18 protein-coding genes are annotated in these 15,596 nt (G+C 72.4%); 9 read left to right on the forward strand and 9 right to left on the reverse strand.

Going from position 1 to position 15,596, the window contains the following annotated elements; translation table 11 throughout:
* Positions 1-10: 10 nt before the first annotated feature.
* Entirely contained in the window at positions 11-652 is a 642-nt protein-coding gene (locus HP550_RS12735; protein WP_175348039.1) for a malonic semialdehyde reductase, read from the reverse strand.
* Positions 653-739: 87 nt separating this feature from the next.
* On the opposite strand from HP550_RS12735, the gene tsaD reads away from it, so the two are divergent.
* Together tsaD and HP550_RS12745 are read left to right on the forward strand one after the other, a co-directional pair.
* On the forward strand, positions 740-1,780 hold the full coding sequence (gene tsaD, locus HP550_RS12740) for a tRNA (adenosine(37)-N6)-threonylcarbamoyltransferase complex transferase subunit TsaD (protein WP_175348040.1): 1,041 nt from the start codon (positions 740-742) through the stop codon (positions 1,778-1,780).
* Positions 1,781-1,870: 90 nt separating this feature from the next.
* Entirely contained in the window at positions 1,871-2,425 is a 555-nt protein-coding gene (locus HP550_RS12745; protein ID WP_175348041.1) for a hypothetical protein, read from the forward strand.
* On the opposite strand, the gene HP550_RS12750 is transcribed toward HP550_RS12745, so the two are convergent.
* The 4 genes from HP550_RS12750 to HP550_RS12765 all read right to left on the reverse strand — a co-directional run bounded on the left by HP550_RS12750 (position 2,422) and on the right by HP550_RS12765 (position 5,691).
* Entirely contained in the window at positions 2,422-2,955 is a 534-nt protein-coding gene (locus tag HP550_RS12750) for a hypothetical protein (protein ID WP_175348042.1), read from the reverse strand. The genes HP550_RS12745 and HP550_RS12750 overlap by 4 nt on opposite strands.
* Complete coding sequence (locus HP550_RS12755; RefSeq protein WP_175348043.1) at positions 2,952-3,299, reverse strand: PadR family transcriptional regulator; 348 nt, start codon at positions 3,297-3,299, stop codon at positions 2,952-2,954. Before HP550_RS12755 ends, HP550_RS12750 begins: the two co-directional genes overlap by 4 nt.
* A 62-nt stretch (positions 3,300-3,361) precedes the next feature.
* Positions 3,362-4,510, reverse strand: coding sequence for a glutamate--cysteine ligase (locus HP550_RS12760; protein ID WP_175348044.1), 1,149 nt, complete (start codon positions 4,508-4,510; stop codon positions 3,362-3,364).
* Positions 4,510-5,691, reverse strand: a complete 1,182-nt coding sequence (locus tag HP550_RS12765; protein WP_175348045.1) for a class I SAM-dependent methyltransferase — start codon at positions 5,689-5,691, stop codon at positions 4,510-4,512. The genes HP550_RS12760 and HP550_RS12765 overlap by 1 nt, the downstream gene beginning before the upstream one ends.
* A gap of 204 nt (positions 5,692-5,895) precedes the next feature.
* On the opposite strand from HP550_RS12765, the gene groES reads away from it, so the two are divergent.
* Positions 5,896-6,192, forward strand: a complete 297-nt coding sequence (groES, locus tag HP550_RS12770; protein WP_056089045.1) for a co-chaperone GroES — start codon at positions 5,896-5,898, stop codon at positions 6,190-6,192.
* 145 nt (positions 6,193-6,337) lie between these two features.
* Here the strand turns inward: groES and HP550_RS12775 are convergent, their stop codons facing one another.
* A complete protein-coding gene (locus HP550_RS12775) occupies positions 6,338-6,634 on the reverse strand; it encodes a WhiB family transcriptional regulator (RefSeq protein ID WP_056089049.1) in 297 nt (98 codons plus the stop codon).
* A 251-nt stretch (positions 6,635-6,885) separates the two neighbouring features.
* Here HP550_RS12775 and HP550_RS12780 point away from each other — a divergent pair, with 251 nt between their 5' ends.
* The 3 genes from HP550_RS12780 to guaB all read left to right on the forward strand — a co-directional run bounded on the left by HP550_RS12780 (position 6,886) and on the right by guaB (position 10,250).
* Positions 6,886-7,812: a MerR family transcriptional regulator gene (locus HP550_RS12780; RefSeq protein WP_175348046.1), complete on the forward strand. Its 927-nt coding sequence runs from the start codon at positions 6,886-6,888 to the stop codon at positions 7,810-7,812.
* Positions 7,813-7,968: 156 nt separating this feature from the next.
* Positions 7,969-8,697: a response regulator transcription factor gene (locus HP550_RS12785; protein WP_175348047.1), complete on the forward strand. Its 729-nt coding sequence runs from the start codon at positions 7,969-7,971 to the stop codon at positions 8,695-8,697.
* A gap of 41 nt (positions 8,698-8,738) precedes the next feature.
* Positions 8,739-10,250 (forward strand): IMP dehydrogenase, encoded by a 1,512-nt coding sequence (guaB, locus tag HP550_RS12790; protein ID WP_175348048.1) that lies wholly within the window; start codon positions 8,739-8,741, stop codon positions 10,248-10,250.
* A gap of 25 nt (positions 10,251-10,275) precedes the next feature.
* On the opposite strand, the gene HP550_RS12795 is transcribed toward guaB, so the two are convergent.
* On the reverse strand, positions 10,276-10,548 hold the full coding sequence (locus tag HP550_RS12795; RefSeq protein WP_175348049.1) for a helix-turn-helix domain-containing protein: 273 nt from the start codon (positions 10,546-10,548) through the stop codon (positions 10,276-10,278).
* Positions 10,549-10,615: 67 nt separating this feature from the next.
* On the opposite strand from HP550_RS12795, the gene map reads away from it, so the two are divergent.
* Together map and HP550_RS12805 are read left to right on the forward strand one after the other, a co-directional pair.
* Positions 10,616-11,380 (forward strand): type I methionyl aminopeptidase, encoded by a 765-nt coding sequence (map, locus tag HP550_RS12800; protein ID WP_175348050.1) that lies wholly within the window; start codon positions 10,616-10,618, stop codon positions 11,378-11,380.
* A gap of 38 nt (positions 11,381-11,418) precedes the next feature.
* Entirely contained in the window at positions 11,419-11,751 is a 333-nt protein-coding gene (locus tag HP550_RS12805) for a MazG nucleotide pyrophosphohydrolase domain-containing protein (protein WP_343048153.1), read from the forward strand.
* Here the strand turns inward: HP550_RS12805 and HP550_RS12810 are convergent.
* Together HP550_RS12810 and HP550_RS12815 are read right to left on the reverse strand one after the other, a co-directional pair.
* Positions 11,748-13,322, reverse strand: a complete 1,575-nt coding sequence (locus HP550_RS12810; protein ID WP_175348051.1) for a helix-turn-helix domain-containing protein — start codon at positions 13,320-13,322, stop codon at positions 11,748-11,750. The two genes, HP550_RS12805 and HP550_RS12810, sit on opposite strands and share 4 nt — an antisense overlap.
* 111 nt (positions 13,323-13,433) lie before the next feature.
* The gene (locus tag HP550_RS12815) at positions 13,434-14,153 is read right to left on the reverse strand and encodes an exonuclease domain-containing protein (protein ID WP_175348052.1); all 720 of its coding nucleotides are present in this window, start codon (positions 14,151-14,153) and stop codon (positions 13,434-13,436) included.
* Positions 14,154-14,283: 130 nt separating this feature from the next.
* On the opposite strand from HP550_RS12815, the gene HP550_RS12820 reads away from it, so the two are divergent.
* Positions 14,284-15,408 (forward strand): GuaB3 family IMP dehydrogenase-related protein, encoded by a 1,125-nt coding sequence (locus tag HP550_RS12820; protein WP_175348053.1) that lies wholly within the window; start codon positions 14,284-14,286, stop codon positions 15,406-15,408.
* Positions 15,409-15,596 lie beyond the last annotated feature (188 nt).

The raw sequence follows: 15,596 nt of genomic DNA on the forward strand, positions 1-15,596 counted from the left end.
GCCTGGTTGGTCAGACCGAGAGCGACGCCTGCGCGTAGCTCAGGCGCTCGGCGCGCGGGTAGTGCGTGCCGGCACCCTCGACGTGCCCGACGTTCACGACGAGGAGCGACTTCCAGCCGTTCTCCGCGAAGAAGTCGGCATCGATGCCCTGGGCGTCCATGCCGCCCATGGGGCCGGCGGCCAGGCCCGCGGCGCGCAGGCCGACGATCAGGTAGCCGGCCTGGATGAGGGCGTTCATCCGAGCCATCGACTCGCGCTGCTCGGGCTGACCCTCGAGCGCGTCGGCGAGCGCGGCCATGTGCGGCGCGAGCGTCGGGATGTGCGCGTGGAAGCCGGTGTCGGCGGCGAGGACGAGCGTGACGGGGGCCTCGAGCACGCGATCGCGGTTGCCCTCGTTCATGTGGGCAGCCAGGCGTCGGCGGGCGTCGGGGGTGCGGACCACGAGCAGGCGCAGGGGGACCGTGTTGAGGGCGGTGGGGCCCCACTTGACCAGGTCGTAGACCGCGGCGAGCTGCTCGTCGCTGACCTCGTCGGGGGTGAACGCGGCGGCGGTGCGGGCCTCGCGGAACAGGAGGTCCGCGACGTCGTCGCCGACCGCCAGGCCGGAGGTGGGGAAGTCGAGGCCGTCCAGGACTGTGGCGTCAGTGGTCATGTGTCGTTGAAGCGTCAACTATCCATGGTTGTTCCGGGCAGCGAGGTGGCGGTCGTCACACCGTCGCGGCCACCTATCCTGGTGCCCATGGCTGACCCCCTCGTGCTCGGGATCGAGACGTCCTGCGACGAGACCGGCGTGGCCCTCGTGCGCGGCTACGACCTGCTGGTCGACGCCGTCGCCAGCTCGGTGGACGAGCACGCGCGCTTCGGCGGGATCATCCCCGAGATCGCCTCGCGAGCCCACCTCGAGGCCATGGTCCCGACCATCGAGCGGGCGCTGGCCACAGCCGACGTCTCGCTCGGCGCGGTCGACGCCATCGCGGTCACCGCTGGCCCCGGCCTCGTCGGCCCCCTCACCGTGGGGGCCTCCGCGGCCAAGGCGCTCGCGCTCGCGCTGGACAAGCCCCTGTACGGCGTCAACCACGTGATCGGGCACGCCGTCGTGGACGAGCTGGTGGACGGCGCGTTCCCGGAGCGGGTCATGGCGCTCGTCGTCTCGGGCGGGCACTCGTCCCTGCTGCTGCTCGACGACACCGTCCGCGTCACCGAGCTCGGCTCGACGCTCGACGACGCGGCGGGGGAGGCGTTCGACAAGGTGGGTCGCCTGCTCGGCCTGCCGTACCCCGGCGGCCCGCACATCGACCGGCTGGCCCGCGAGGGGGACCCGGCCGCCATCCGTTTCCCGCGGGGCCTCACGGCCGCGAAGGACCAGGCCGCGCACGCCGCCGACTTCTCGTTCTCCGGGCTCAAGACGGCCATCGCGCGGTGGGTGGAGGCCCGGCAGGACGCGGGCCTGGAGGTTCCGCTCCCCGACGTGGCCGCGTCGTTCGCCGAGGCCGTGGCCGACGTGCTGACCGCCAAGACGATCGCCGCCTGCCGGGCGCACGGTGTGGACACCCTGGTGGTCGGTGGGGGGTTCTCCGCCAACTCCCAGCTGCGGGAGATGGCCGCGAAGCGCTGCGCCGAGGCCGGCATCGAGCTGCGCATCCCGCCCATCCGCTACTGCACGGACAACGGCGCCATGATCGCCGCGCTCGGCTCCGCGGTCGTGCGCCGGGGGCTGCCGCCGTCGTCGCTGGACCTGCCGGTCGACTCCTCGATGCCGCTCACCCAGGTGCTCGTCTGAGGACCTTCTGCCCTGTCGCGCCGGGACGCTCCGGCGTGCTATGAGGGGACGGCGTCGCGCCGCGGCGCCGGTCCTGAGGCGGTGGGTGTGGTGCGAGGCGGACGAGTCCTGGTGGCGGTGGCGTCGGCGGCGGTGCTGACGGGCTGCGTGACGGTGAACCAGCAGCAGGCCGGTCCCGGCATGATGCACGGTCGCGGGGCGGGTGTCGCCCGCTCGGCGTGCACCCCGACCGCCGACCCGGGATCGGTAGCCATGGTCATGCTCGGCGACGGCCGCATGCTGCGCCGGATGCACGGCAGCGCCGCGGTGCTCCGGGTCATGCCCGCGTCGGTGCCGGAGGGATCGGTGACGCTGGTCGCGCGGAACATGGGGCTGCGGACCCACGAGCTCGTCGTGCTTCCCCTGGCCCACGGCGCGTCCGTCGGCGAGCTGCCGCAGGGCGCCGACGGTGCCGTGGACGAGACCGGCAGCCTGGGTGAGGCGTCGGCCCCGTGTGCCGAGGGCGCCGGCGACGGTCTGCCCTCCGGGGCGGTGGGGTGGGTCACGCTCGACCTCCCGGCCGGACGCTACGAGGTCGTCTGCAACCTGCCGCACCACTACGCGGCCGGGATGTTCGACGAGCTCGTCGTCTCGGAGGTGAGCTAGGCGACGGTCATGCGGACGGACCCCTGTGCGCTGCGTGTGCCCCACGCCCGCCACACCCGGGCGCCCAGCAGGAACGGCACCGTGAAGACGGCGGCGTAGAACACCAGCGCCTGCCAGGTCAGCGTGAAGCCCGTCGAGATCTCGCCGTCGTCGTGGGTGTAGACGACCGTGGCGCCGAGGAACTCCCGCTCGACCGTCCCGCCGCCCAGCTGGTCGAGCGTGTCGAGGGTGCCGATGGTGTACGCCACGACGAGGTAGACGACCGCGCCGACGGCAAGAGCGCCCCACACGGCTCCGGTGGTCCAGCGCGGCACCGGCCGGCCGAGCCCGCTCAGGTAGCTCTCTGCGAGGACGCGGGGGTGGCCCAGGTCCGCCACCGCCTGACGCATCCCGACCTCGGCGGACGCCGCCGTCAGCTCGGTGCGGAGCTCGCGGACCACCCGCTTGTACTTCGGGAAGTCCTGGAGGGCCCAGCTGAACCGCGTCAGGTAGCGCTCACGGATCAGGGTGTCGCGCAGCGTGGTGCTCATGAGGACTCCTTCGTGGTGGCTCGGGCGAGCAGGTGGTCGACCGTGACGGCGAGCTGTCGCCAGGCGCGAGCCGTGCTCCAGAGCTGCTCGGCACCGGTGCCGGTGGGCAGGTAGTACTTGCGGGCCGGTCCCGCGGTGGACGCGACGAGGCGCGACGAGATCTGCCCGTCGCGCTCGAGCCGGTTGAGCACCGGGTACACCGTCCCGGCGCTGAGGTCGTCGAGGCCGGCGTCGTGGAGGCGGGTGACCAGCTCGTACCCGTAGGACTCGCGCTCGGTCAGGAGCGCGAGCACGAGCATCGGGAGCACTCCCTTGAGGAGCTGGGGGTCGCGGGGCTCGTCCATGACCGACACGGTATTGCCTAGTAGTAGGCAATGACAAGTAGTGGGCGACGCTGGATTCCGGACTAGAGCGGGCGGCCGGCCTTCAGCTCCGCGACGAGCGAGCGCACGACGGCGTCGAGCTCGCCGGCGTGACGTCGGGCGACCGCGCGCTGCCGCTGGTACGACGCCCCGCGGCGCAGGATCACGCGCACCTGCTCGAGCTCGGCGGCGCACCCGAGCCGCTCGGCGACGGGGGCCAGGTCGACGAGCCAGCGACCGATCGCCTCCGTGACCAGCTCCTCGTCACCGGCGGCGTTCGTGATGATGATCGCGTCCATGCCGTACCGCGCGGAGCGCCACTTGTTCTCCTGGGCGAACCACGGCGGCAGCATCGGCAGGGGCTCGCCGCGGTCCAGCATCGACGAGAAGTGCTCGACGAAGCAGTGCGTCAGGGCGGAGATCGCCGCCACCTCGAGCAGGTTGGAGGCACCGTCGGCGATCCGCATCTCCAGGGTGCCGAACCGCGGCGCCGGCCGGATGTCCCACCGGATCTCGTCGAACTGGTCGATCACGCCGGTGTGCAGCATGTCGCCGACGTACTGCTCGAGCTGCGACCACTCCTCGAAGGCGAACGGCAGGCCCGCGGTCGGCAGCTGTTGGAACAGCAGCGCGCGGTTGGAGGCGTAGCCGGTGTCCTTGCCGCCCCAGAACGGGGACGACGCCGACAGCGACAGGATGTGCGCGAAGACGCTGAGCATGGCCCGGGAGATCGGCAGCACCTTGTCGCGGTCCTCGATGCCGACGTGCACGTGCACCCCGTAGATGAGCATCTGCCGGCCCCACCACTGCGTCCGGTCGATGAGGGTGGCGTACCGCTGCTTGTCGGTGACCTTCTGCTGCGCCCAGCGGGCGAACGGGTGCGTGGCGCCGCCCATGAGCTCGATGCGCAGCGGGGACGCGGCGGCCTCCACCTCGTCGAGCGCGCGCTGGAGGTCGGCCGTCGCCTCGGCGACCGTGCGGCACTTGCCCGAGCGGATCTCGACGGTGTTGAGCAGCAGCTCCTGCGTGATGAGCGGGTGCTCGGAGCCGTCGGCGGGCCGGACGGTCGCCAGGATCGCCTCCGCGGCCTGACGCAGGTCCCCGGAGTCCGCGTCGACGAGCGCGACCTCCCACTCGATCCCGACGCTCGACCGTTCGGAGTGCGCGAACGGCACCCGCACCGGCGCGGCCATCAGACGGGCTCCACCACGAGCACCTGCTGGCTGCCCGCGACGCGCGTGAGGATGATCGTCCCGGTCGCGCTGCCGCGCAGGTCCAGCTGCCGGCGAAGCTGCTCCGGCACCACCGCGGTCCCGCGCTTCTTGATGGTCAGCTTCCCCACGTCACGACCTCGCAGGTAGGTCCGGAGCCGCTTGAGACCGAACGGCATGGTGTCCAGCACGCGGTACGCGGTGGCGGTGGGCACCGGGACGAGCGCGTCAGAGGTCACGTAGGCGATCGTGGCGTCCACCAGGTGCCCGCGCACCTGGTGCGCCACCTCGCCGACCAGTCCGGCACGGATCACAGCCCCGTCGGGCTCGTAGAGGTAGCCGCCGACCGGTCCCACGGAGGGTCGTTCGTCGCTCGTGGGATGCACGACGTGGGCCTCACCGGAGCGCAGGACCAGGGCGGACCGGCCGGGGCCCTCGGGCGCCAGCGGGCCGAACCAGAGGCCGACCTCGACCACGTCGCCGTCGACCGAGACCCACTGGGCCTGCGCGTCGTCGGGCAGGGCGGTGTGCGGGATGCCGGGGCCCAGCTTGAGGCCGAGGGCGGGCACCCGTTCCCGCACCGCGAGCACCGCGTCCAGGGACGGCTCGTAGGCGGCGGGGTCGAAGACGCGGCTGCCCGACGAGGTCCGGCGGGCCGGGTCGGCGTACACGCCGTCGACCCCCTCGGCCTCGAGGTCGAGGGCGAGCCCGTCGCCGTGCCGCACCACGGCGTCGGGGAAGTGCCGCAGGTTCACGGTGGCGATCGCCGCGGTGGCCTCGTCGACGTCGATGGCCAGCACCCGCAGCCCGATGCCCGCGAACGCCATGGCGTCCGCGCCGATCCCCGTGGTGAGGTCGGCGACCAGGGTGCTGCCGGCGTCGCGGAACCGGCGCGCGTGGTGGGCCGCGACCGTGAGGCGGGTCGCCTGCTCGAGCCCGGCGGCGGTGAAGAGCATGCCGTCCGCGAACGTCCCGAACTTCGCGGCGGCCTTCGCGCGCAGGCGCGACTGGGTGAGTGCGGCGGCGACGAGCGCGGGGTCGATGCCCTCGTCGCGCATCCGCTCCGACAGCGCCAGCGTGCGGCTCTCGTCGTAGGGCGGCAGGGCGGACAGCAGGGCCCAGCCCGCCGGGCTCAGCAGCTGGGCGATGCCCTCGCGATCCATGCGGCGATCCTCGCACGCACAGACTCGCCAGGACGGTTCGTTGGCACTCGCCTTGACCGAGTGCTAACCGGTTCCTAGAGTGAGTGGCTGGCACTCTCCCGGTGAGTGTGCCAGCAGCGCTCCAGGCCACGGCACCCGCGACGACGTGTCCGAGAGCGCGCACGTACCTCAGAGAACTACTCACATGCGAAGGGGAGGTCCGCTGTGTCGGTCTCCATCAAGCCCCTCGAGGACCGGATCGTCGTCAAGACGCTCGAGGCAGAGGCGACGACCTCTTTCGGTCTCGTCATCCCGGACAGTGCCAAGGAGAAGCCCCAGGAGGGCGAGGTCCAGGCGGTCGGACCCGGCCGTGTCGACGACAACGGCAACCGGATCCCGCTCGACGTCGCCGTCGGCGACAAGGTGATCTACTCCAAGTACGGCGGCACCGAGGTCAAGTACGACGGCGAGGAGTACCTCATCCTCTCCGCGCGCGACATCCTCGCGATCGTCGTCAAGTGAGCTGAGGGGCGCCACGCGCCCCGCCCACTCGCGAAGGCCCCCCACGGCAGCTGCCGTGGGGGGCCTTCGCGTTCTCGGTCCGGACGGACCAGAGCCCCTCCCTCGATCGTGCCGGCGAGGGGAGGGGCTCTGGTGGTCGACGTCTTCAGCCGACGCGGCTGGCCCGACCTCGCTGCGCGAGGACGGCGGAGCGCTCGTCCTCGGAGAGGCCGCCCCACACCCCGTACGGCTCGCGGACGGCCAGCGACTGCTCGAGGCACTCCTTGATCACGGGGCACGTGGCGCAGATCGCCTTGGCCGCCTCGGCGCGACGCCGACGAGCCGAGCCGCGCTCACCCTCCGGGTGGAAGAAGAGGTCCTGGTCCTCGTCCCGGCACGCTCCGTCGAACTGCCACTCCCACAGGTCCATCACCGGTCCGGGAAGGCGCGAGATCTCGGCCATGAGTTCCTCCTCTGTCGATCCGGCGCGATCCGCCACGTGGGCGGCTGCGCAGGGAAGTCGTGAACACGGGAACCGGAGGGTGTCCACCGGGGCAACGCGTTGGAGAGGACGTTACAACCGCGCCAGAAGTTGTTCAAGACCCGTTCGCACATTGATTCGGTGGCGCGATTGTGCATGAAGGCCCTGGTCGGCGTGTCGAGGGTCGACGCGCCCGATGAGGCCGAATCGCGTCGGCCTGGCAGAATCGCGCCATGGTGACGCGCGACGACGACGAACCGACCGGACCGGCGGCACCGCCGGCCCCGGCGCTCGCCGTCGCCGCCGTCGCGCGGCGGCTCGGTGTGGCACCCGCGACGCTGCGCACCTGGGACCGCCGGTACGGGCTCGGGCCGTCGGAGCACTCCGCGGGGGCGCACCGGCGCTACTCGGCCGTCGACGTCGAGCGGCTGCTGGTCATGCGGCGGCTCACGCTGGACGGCGTGGCGCCGGCGGAGTCGGCCCGGATCGCCCTCGCGACCGACGTGACCGCCGGAACCCCCGCGCACTCCGACGACGGCGTGCCGACCACCCCGACCGCGGTCGTCGACGCCGCCCTCGCCGGTGACGTCGCCCGGTGCACCCGGCTGCTGGCGATCGACGACGTCGCCGACGTCGCACTCTGGTGGACGGGACTCGTGGAGCCGGTCCTCGCGGCCCTCGCCCGCCGCACGGTGGTGGACCCGCCCGGGGTCGACGCGGTCGCCGCGGTGCACGCCGGCGTCCTCGCCGCCCTGCGGGAGCACCCCGTACCGCTGACGGGAACCCGTCGGCCCGTCGTCCTCGTGCTCGTCGCGCCCCGGGAGGCACGGCCGCTCGTCGCGCACGCCTTGGCGGGGGCGCTCGCGGCCCACGGGGTCGACGCGCGCATCGTCGGAGGACCGGTCGGCCCGCACCACGCGGTCGAGCTCACCGCCATGACCCGGGCGCGCGCCGTGGTGACCATCGGGCAACGGTCGGACGCCGACCTCGAGGTGGTCGAGCGGCTCGCGCAGGAGCACCCGGACCTCTCGCAGTTCGTGATGGTGCCGGACGGCGCCGCGGACGCCATGCCGCTGGGCCGGTCCGTGCACCGGGCGCGGACCTTCACCGGCCTGCTCCACGAGCTGCTGGCGGTCGCGACATCGGGCGGCGAGCCCTGACGGCACGGCCGACTGGGGGAGACATTCCACGCAGGCGGCGCAGGGGCGGACGAAGCCCCGCGCGTAGCCGGGTCGTTCGACCGTGCGGCTAACTTCAGCGTGACCATCAGCCGATAGCACTCAGGTGCCCCACTCGGGGCCGAGAGGGGAACCAACATGGCGGGAGTCGTGGTCTGTCACGGCTCGGCGGTCGTTCGAGAGCGGCTCGTCGTGACCTCCATCGGCGTGCCTGCGCTCGGTCCGGTCCGTGCGGCGTCGTCGGTCGACGAGCTGCTGAGCCTGGCTCGGCGCATGCCTCCGACGGTCGTCCTGCTGGACGCGCACCTGGCTGCCCCCGGTGCGATCGAGGCGATCCGGCGACTGCGCGCGGTCGCGCCGGCCGCGGCCATCGTGCTGCTCGCGCTGCCCGACGACACCGTTGCGCTCGACCGGGCGCTCGCACTCGGTGCGCGGGGCTTCCTCGCCCCCGACGTCGGCCGGGCCGAGCTGTCCGCCGTGGCGGCGCACGTGCTGGCCAGCCCGGTCCTCCCGGCCCAGACGGCGCCGCGGTCGCAGCCCGTCGACGTGCCCAGTCAGGGCAGCTTCCGCGCCGGCGACCTGCGCACGCCGGCCGCCGGTGTGCCCGCGCTGGGCGCCCCCGACGCGAACGGTGCGCCCGTCGGCGTCCCGACCACGGGCGCGATCCCCGGCGTGCCGCTGACCAAGCGCGAGATCGAGGTGCTGACGGGCATGAGCCACGGTCGCTCGAACGCCCAGATCGGCGCCGAGCTGTACCTGTCCGAGGACACGGTGAAGACCCACGCGCGCCGGCTGTTCCGCAAGCTGGGCGCCAACGACCGCGCCCAGGCGGTCGCCATCGGGTTGCGGCGGGGCCTGATCCAGTAAGGGGGGCCCTCAGCACGCGCGCGCCCGCGTATCCTTGCCGGATGACGGAGCACTCGCCTGCCGACCCGTTCGCCCGCATCGGGCTCACCTACGACGACGTGCTCCTCCTGCCGGGGGAGACCGACGTCATCCCGAGCGAGGTGGACACGTCCTCGCGCCTGACGCGCGAGATCACCGTGCGCGTGCCGCTGCTGTCGGCCGCCATGGACACGGTCACCGAGTCGCGCATGGCCATCGCCATGGCCCGCCAGGGTGGCATCGGCATCCTGCACCGCAACCTGTCGATCGAGGACCAGGCCCACCAGGTGGACCTGGTGAAGCGCTCCGAGTCCGGCATGATCACCGACCCCGTGACGGTGGGTCCGGACGCGACCCTCGCGGAGCTGGACCACCTCTGCGGCATCTACCGCGTGTCCGGGCTGCCGGTCATCGACGAGGTCGGTCTGCTGCTCGGCATCATCACCAACCGAGACCTGCGCTTCGTGCCCGCCCAGGACTTCGAGACCCGCCGCGTGCGTGAGGTGATGACGCCGATGCCGCTGGTCACGGCGTCCGTCGGCATCGCGCGCGACGACGCGGCCGCGCTGCTGGCCAAGCACAAGATCGAGAAGCTCCCCCTGGTGGACGACGCGGGCATCCTGCGCGGGCTGATCACCGTGAAGGACTTCGTGAAGTCCGAGCAGTACCCGGACGCGACGAAGGACGGGGAGGGTCGGCTGGTCGTCGGGGCCGCCATCGGGTTCTTCGGGGACGCGTGGGAGCGGGCGACCGCGCTGGTCGAGGCCGGGGTGGACGCGCTCGTCGTCGACACGGCCAACGGGCACGCGCGGCTCATGCTCGACATGGTCCGCAAGCTCAAGTCCGACCCGTCCACCCGTCACGTCCAGGTCATCGGCGGCAACGTCGCGACGACCCCGGGCGCCCAGGCGCTGGTGGACGCGGGGGTCGACGCCGTCAAGGTAGGCGTCGGACCGGGCTCCATCTGCACCACCCGCGTGGTCGCCGGCGTCGGCGTCCCGCAGGTCACCGCCATCTACGACGCCGCCCGCGCGTGCAAGCCGGCCGGCGTGCCGGTGATCGGCGACGGCGGTCTGCAGTACTCCGGGGACATCGCCAAGGCGCTGGTCGCCGGCGCGGACACCGTGATGCTCGGCTCCCTGCTGGCCGGCTGCGACGAGTCGCCGGGCGAGCTCGTGTTCGTCAACGGCAAGCAGTTCAAGCACTACCGCGGGATGGGCTCGCTCGGCGCGATGGCGTCCCGCGGCCGCATCTCCTACTCCAAGGACCGGTACTTCCAGGCCGACGTGTCCTCCGACGAGAAGATCGTCCCCGAGGGCATCGAGGGGCAGGTGCCCTACCGCGGACCGCTGTCGGCCGTGGCGCACCAGCTGATCGGCGGCCTGCACCAGTCGATGTTCTACGTCGGGGCGCACACCATCCCGCAGCTGCAGGACCGCGGACAGTTCATCCGGATCACGGCGGCCGGGCTCAAGGAGTCACACCCGCACGACATCCAGATGACGGTCGAGGCACCCAACTACACCGGCCGCTGACCGGGGATCTCCGGCACGTGCGTCGCTAGGACGCGACCAGCCGGCGCGGTTCGGCGTCGTCTCGGATCGCGGCCCACACCTCGTCGAGCGAGATCCCCAGCGCGGTCGCGATCGCGGCGATCGTCGAGAACGACGGGGTGGGGATGCGCCCGGTCTCGATCTTGCGCAGCGTCTCGGGGGAGATGCCCGCCGTCAGCGCCACCTCGACCATGGAGCGGTCGGCGCGCGCCTGGCGCAGGAGCGCTCCGAGGCGTTCGCCGCGCTCGACCTCGGCGGGGGACAGGGGCAGTCGGACCATGCCGCCAATGATAATACCGGGATAGGATTACCGGTATATCTATCCCGTTGATCGAGAGGTGGTCCCCATGATCGAGCTCTTCAGCCCCGCCGAGCTGCCGCGTGCCCGCGCGAGCGGAGCGTTCGTCGGCGGAGTCCTGCGGCGGATGCAGGAGCGCGCCACGGTCGGTACCAACCTCCTGGAGATCGACGCCTGGGTCACGCAGCTGATCGCCGACGCCGGCGCGGTGTCCAGCTACGTCGACTACGCCCCGTCGTTCGGGAGCGGCCCTTTCGGGCACGTCATCTGCACCTCGGTGAACGACGCCGTGCTGCACGGGCTCCCGCACGACTACGCCCTGCGCGACGGTGATCTGCTCACCCTCGACCTCGCCGCGTCGCTCGACGGCATCGTCACCGACTCGGCCGTCAGCTTCGTCGTCGGTGCCGCGGTCGACCCCGCGGACCTCCGCATGATCGAGACCACCCGACGGGCGCTCGAGGTCGGCATCGCGGCAGCGGTCCCCGGCGCCCGGATCGGTGACCTGTCGCACGCGATCGGCAGCGTGCTCACCGCCGCCGGCTACCCCGTGAACACCGACTTCGGCGGGCACGGCGTCGGGTCGACCATGCACCAGGACCCGCACCTCCCGAACGCCGGCCGACCCGGCCGCGGGTACGTCCTGCGGCCCGGCCTGCTCCTCGCCATCGAGCCGTGGGTCATGGCGGACACCGCCACGCTGGTCACCAACCGCGACGGGTGGACCCTGCGCAGTGCCACGGGCGCGCGGACGGCGCACAGCGAGCACACCGTGGCGATCACCGACGACGGGCCGATCGTCCTCACGGCGTAGTCGCCCGTGGGCCCGCGCGGTTCCTCGATACTGAGCTCGTGGACTTCGGGGAGATGCAGACGCAGGCGCGTGCGGTCCGAGCGGCCTACGCCGCGCGCGAGGCCGAGCGGTTCGGGCGCAGCTGGAGCACCGAGGAGCTGATGCTCGGGTTCCTCGGCGACGTCGGTGACCTGGCCAAGCTGGTCCAGGGCAAGGCAGGCGTGCGGCCGCGCGCCGACCTCGACGAAGCGCTGGCGCACGAGCTCGCGGACTGCCTCTGGTCGGTCATCTCCTTGGCGGACGCGTACGGCGTCGACCTCGAGGCGGCGTTCGGCCGGACGATGGCGGACCTCCGGACGCACCTGGCCGGGCCCGCCACACCCGAGGGCTAGTCGCGGAAGGTCTCGATCTGCGCGCCGAGCTGCACCAGGCGGTCCTGGAGCTGCTCGTACCCGCGGGCGATGATGTCGACGTCGCGCAGCACCGAGGTGCCCTTGGCGGCGAGCATGGCGAGCAGGATGACGACCGCCGGACGCAGTGCGGGCGGGCAGGAGACCTCGGCGCCGGACCAGTGGGTCGGACCGGTGACCTGGAGGCGGTGGGCGTCGAGCAGGCGGACGTCGGCGCCCAGGCGGGTCAGGTCGGTCAGGTGGATCGCGCGGCCCTCGTAGACCCAGTCGTGGATCAGGGTGGAGCCCTCAGCGCACGCCGCGATCGCCGCGAAGAACGGCAGGTTGTCGATGTTGAGGCCGGGGAACGGCATCGGGTGGATCTTGTCGATCGGCGCGCGCAGGTCGCTGGGGTGCACGGTGACGTCGACCAGGCGGGTCCGACCGTTGGCGGCGGCGTACTCGTCGGAGAGCGTGAACCGCAGGCCCATCTCGGCCAGCGTCGCCAGCTCGATCTCCATGAACTCGATCGGCACGCGGCCCACCGTGATCTCCGAGCCGGTGACGATGCCCGCCGTGAGCAGGCTCATCGCCTCGACCGGGTCCTCCGAGACGGCGTACTCGACGTCGGCGTCGATGTCCGCCAGCCCGTGCACGCGCAGGGTGGTGGTGCCGATGCCGTCGATCCGCACCCCGAGCAGCTCCAGGTAGAAGCACAGGTCCTGGACCATGTAGTTGGAGCTGGCGTTGCGGATGGTGGTCACGCCCTCGCGCCGGGCGGCGGCCATGATGACGTTCTCGGTGACGGTGTCCCCGCGCTCGGTCAGGACGACCGCGAGGTCCTGCGCGCCGCCGCGGGTCACCAGCCCGTGGTAGTCGCCGGCGGTCGCCGTGACGTCCAGGCCGAAGGGCCGCAGGCCGATCAGGTGCGGCTCGACCGTCCGGGTGCCCAGGTCGCAGCCGCCGGCGTAGGGCAGCCGGAACTCGTCCTCGAGGCCCAGCAGGGGGCCGAGGAACATGATGATCGAGCGGGTGCGTCGCGCGGCGTCCACGTCGATCGCCTCGAGCCGGAGGTGCTCGGGGACGACGATCTCCAGGTCGCGGCCGTCCGTGGACCAGGTGGCGCGGACGCCGATCGAGCGCAGGACCTCGACGATCCGGTCGACCTCGACGATCCGCGCGACGTTCCGCAGGCGGGTGGTGCCGCGGTTCAGCAGCGACGCGCACAGGAGCGCGACGGCCCCGTTCTTGCTGGTGTTGACGTCGATCCGCCCGCTCAGGGTCTGGCCCCCGTGCACGCGCAGGTGGGTGCGCTGCGGGCCGCCGAGCGTGACGATGGGGGAGTCGAGGGCGGCACCGATGCGGGTGAGCATCTCGAGGCTGACGTTCTGCGCGCCCTGCTCGATGCGGTGGATCGCCGACTGGCTCGTGGCCAGGCGCTCCGCGAGCTGGGTCTGCGTGAGGCCGCGGTGCTGGCGGGCCGAGCGGACGAGCGAGCCGACGTGCGCGAGCTGGTCCTCGATGATCGGGAGGGCGCCCGTGCTCGTCGGTACCGGGGTGGTCGTCGTGGTCATGGGAAGACGCTAACTCATGGATGAGATATTGCCATCCCGAACGTCCGGATCGAATCGGTCAGACCCGGTCAGTCAGGCCATTGGTAACTCAGCCGCGATATGACGCGCGTCTCACCAGAGCGTGCCCACCGGCTCACGCGTGGGCCAGACGTGCGAGGCGCCGGGCCCGTCGAGACCCTGCTCGGCACGCCACGCGTTGAACCCCTCGGCCCACGCCTGGTGCGCCGTGGACTGGTACTCGTGCAGGGTGTCGAGGTCGAGCGTGGCCAGGTGCGGGAAGCGTCCGACGATCCGTTCGAGCACGTCGAGCGTCGCGACGACGTCCACGTCGGCGGTGTGCAGGGTGCCGGACTCGACCACCTGGTAGAAGCCGCAGAGGTCGACGAGCTTGCGCTTCCCGCGCCGGAGCTGGTCCTCCGCGCGGTCGAGCACGAGGGGGTCGATGACCGGCCGCGCGTCGCTGCACAGGCGGTCGGGCAGCGTCTTGAGCCGGTGGCGCCGCAGCTCCGCGTCGAGCAGGCACAGGTCGAACGCGGCGTTGTACGCGACGACCGGGACGCCGCCACGGAAGGCCTCGGCCAGGTCGGTCGCGATCTCCTCGAGCGCCTCCCGCGGCGGGCGGCCGTGCTCGCGGGCGTGTGCCGTGCTGACCCCGTGGATGGCGGCGGCTGCCTCGGGGATCGCGACGCCGGGGTTGATCAGCCAGCTGCGGACGTGGGTGCCGGACGCGTCGCGGCGGACCAGGGCGGCGGTGACGATGCGGTCGGTGTCGACGTCGACACCCGTGGTCTCGGTGTCGAAGCCGAGCAGTGGCCCGTCCGTCCAGCTCATCGCGTCCCGCTCTCGTCCTGGTCCTCGGTGTTGCACAGCCAGACTCGCACCGAGGTCAGACAATGCCGTGGAGGGTGGCCCGCGAGCCGCGGTTTCGGGTGGGCACCCCGCGCCCCGGTAGCCTGGCCCGGTGAGCAACGAGATCGAGATCGGCCGCGGAAAGCGCGGGCGCCGGGCCTATTCCTTCGACGACATCGCGGTCGTCCCGTCCCGACGGACGCGCGACCCCGAGGAGGTCTCGGTCGGCTGGCAGATCGACGCCTACCACTTCGACCTGCCGATCATCGCGGCGCCGATGGACTCGGTGATGAGCCCCGCCACCGCGGTCGCGCTCGGTCGGGCCGGTGGGCTCGGTGTGCTCGACCTCGAAGGTCTGTGGACGCGGTACGAGGACCCGGCGCCGCTGCTCGCGGAGATCGCGACCTTCGACAGCGCCCGTGCGACCGCCCGCATGCAGGAGATCTACGCCGCCCCGATCCAGGCGGAGCTCATCACCGCGCGGCTCAAGGAGATCCGGGCCGCGGGAGTCACCGTGGCCGGCGCCCTGTCCCCGCAGCGCACCAACGAGTTCTGGCGCACGGTGGTCGACGCCGGCGTCGACCTGTTCCTCATCCGGGGCACCACCGTGTCGGCCGAGCACGTGTCCGGCCGCGCGGAGCCGCTCAACCTCAAGCGGTTCATCTACGAGCTGGACGTCCCGGTCATCGTCGGCGGCGCGTCCACCTACACGGCCGCGCTGCACCTCATGCGCACGGGCGCGGCGGGCGTGCTCGTCGGGTTCGGCGGGGGCGCCGCGCACACCACCCGCCTGTCGCTGGGCATCCACGCGCCGATGGCGTCGGCCGTCGCGGACGTGGCGGCCGCGCGACGCGACTACCTCGACGAGTCCGGTGGCCGGTACGTGCACGTGATCGCCGACGGCGGTGTCGGGCGCTCCGGCGACCTGGTCAAGGCCGTCGCGTGCGGTGCGGACGCCGTCATGCTCGGTGCCGCGCTGGCCCGGGCCACCGAGGCGCCCGGTCGCGGGTGGCACTGGGGTCCCGAGGCGCACCACCCGCAGCTGCCCCGCGGGGAGCGCGTCGAGGTGGGTACGGCCGGCTCCCTCGAGCAGATCCTCTTCGGGCCGGGCCACACGGCCGACGGCACCCTGAACCTCATCGGCGCGCTGCGCCGCGCGATGGCCACCACGGGCTACTCCGACCTCAAGGAGTTCCAGCGCGTCGAGGTCGTCGTCAGCCCGTACCAGCCGCACTGACCTTCGACGTCCCGACGACGCCCGGAGACGCCCGCAGGGGCCGTCTCCGGGCGTCCTTGCGTGTGCCCTCGATGTCCGAACGTGCCCGATCCTCGAGTGTCGCGGTCGGAAGTCCTAGCGCGCCTGTGTTTGCGCCTGCTATGCGCCTGAACTGAATGTTGGTTCCGCCCCGTTTGAGTCCGAGTCTG

The sequence above is a fragment of the Cellulomonas humilata genome (genome assembly GCF_013359775.1).
Taxonomy (GTDB): Bacteria; Actinomycetota; Actinomycetes; order Actinomycetales; family Cellulomonadaceae; genus Cellulomonas; species Cellulomonas humilata.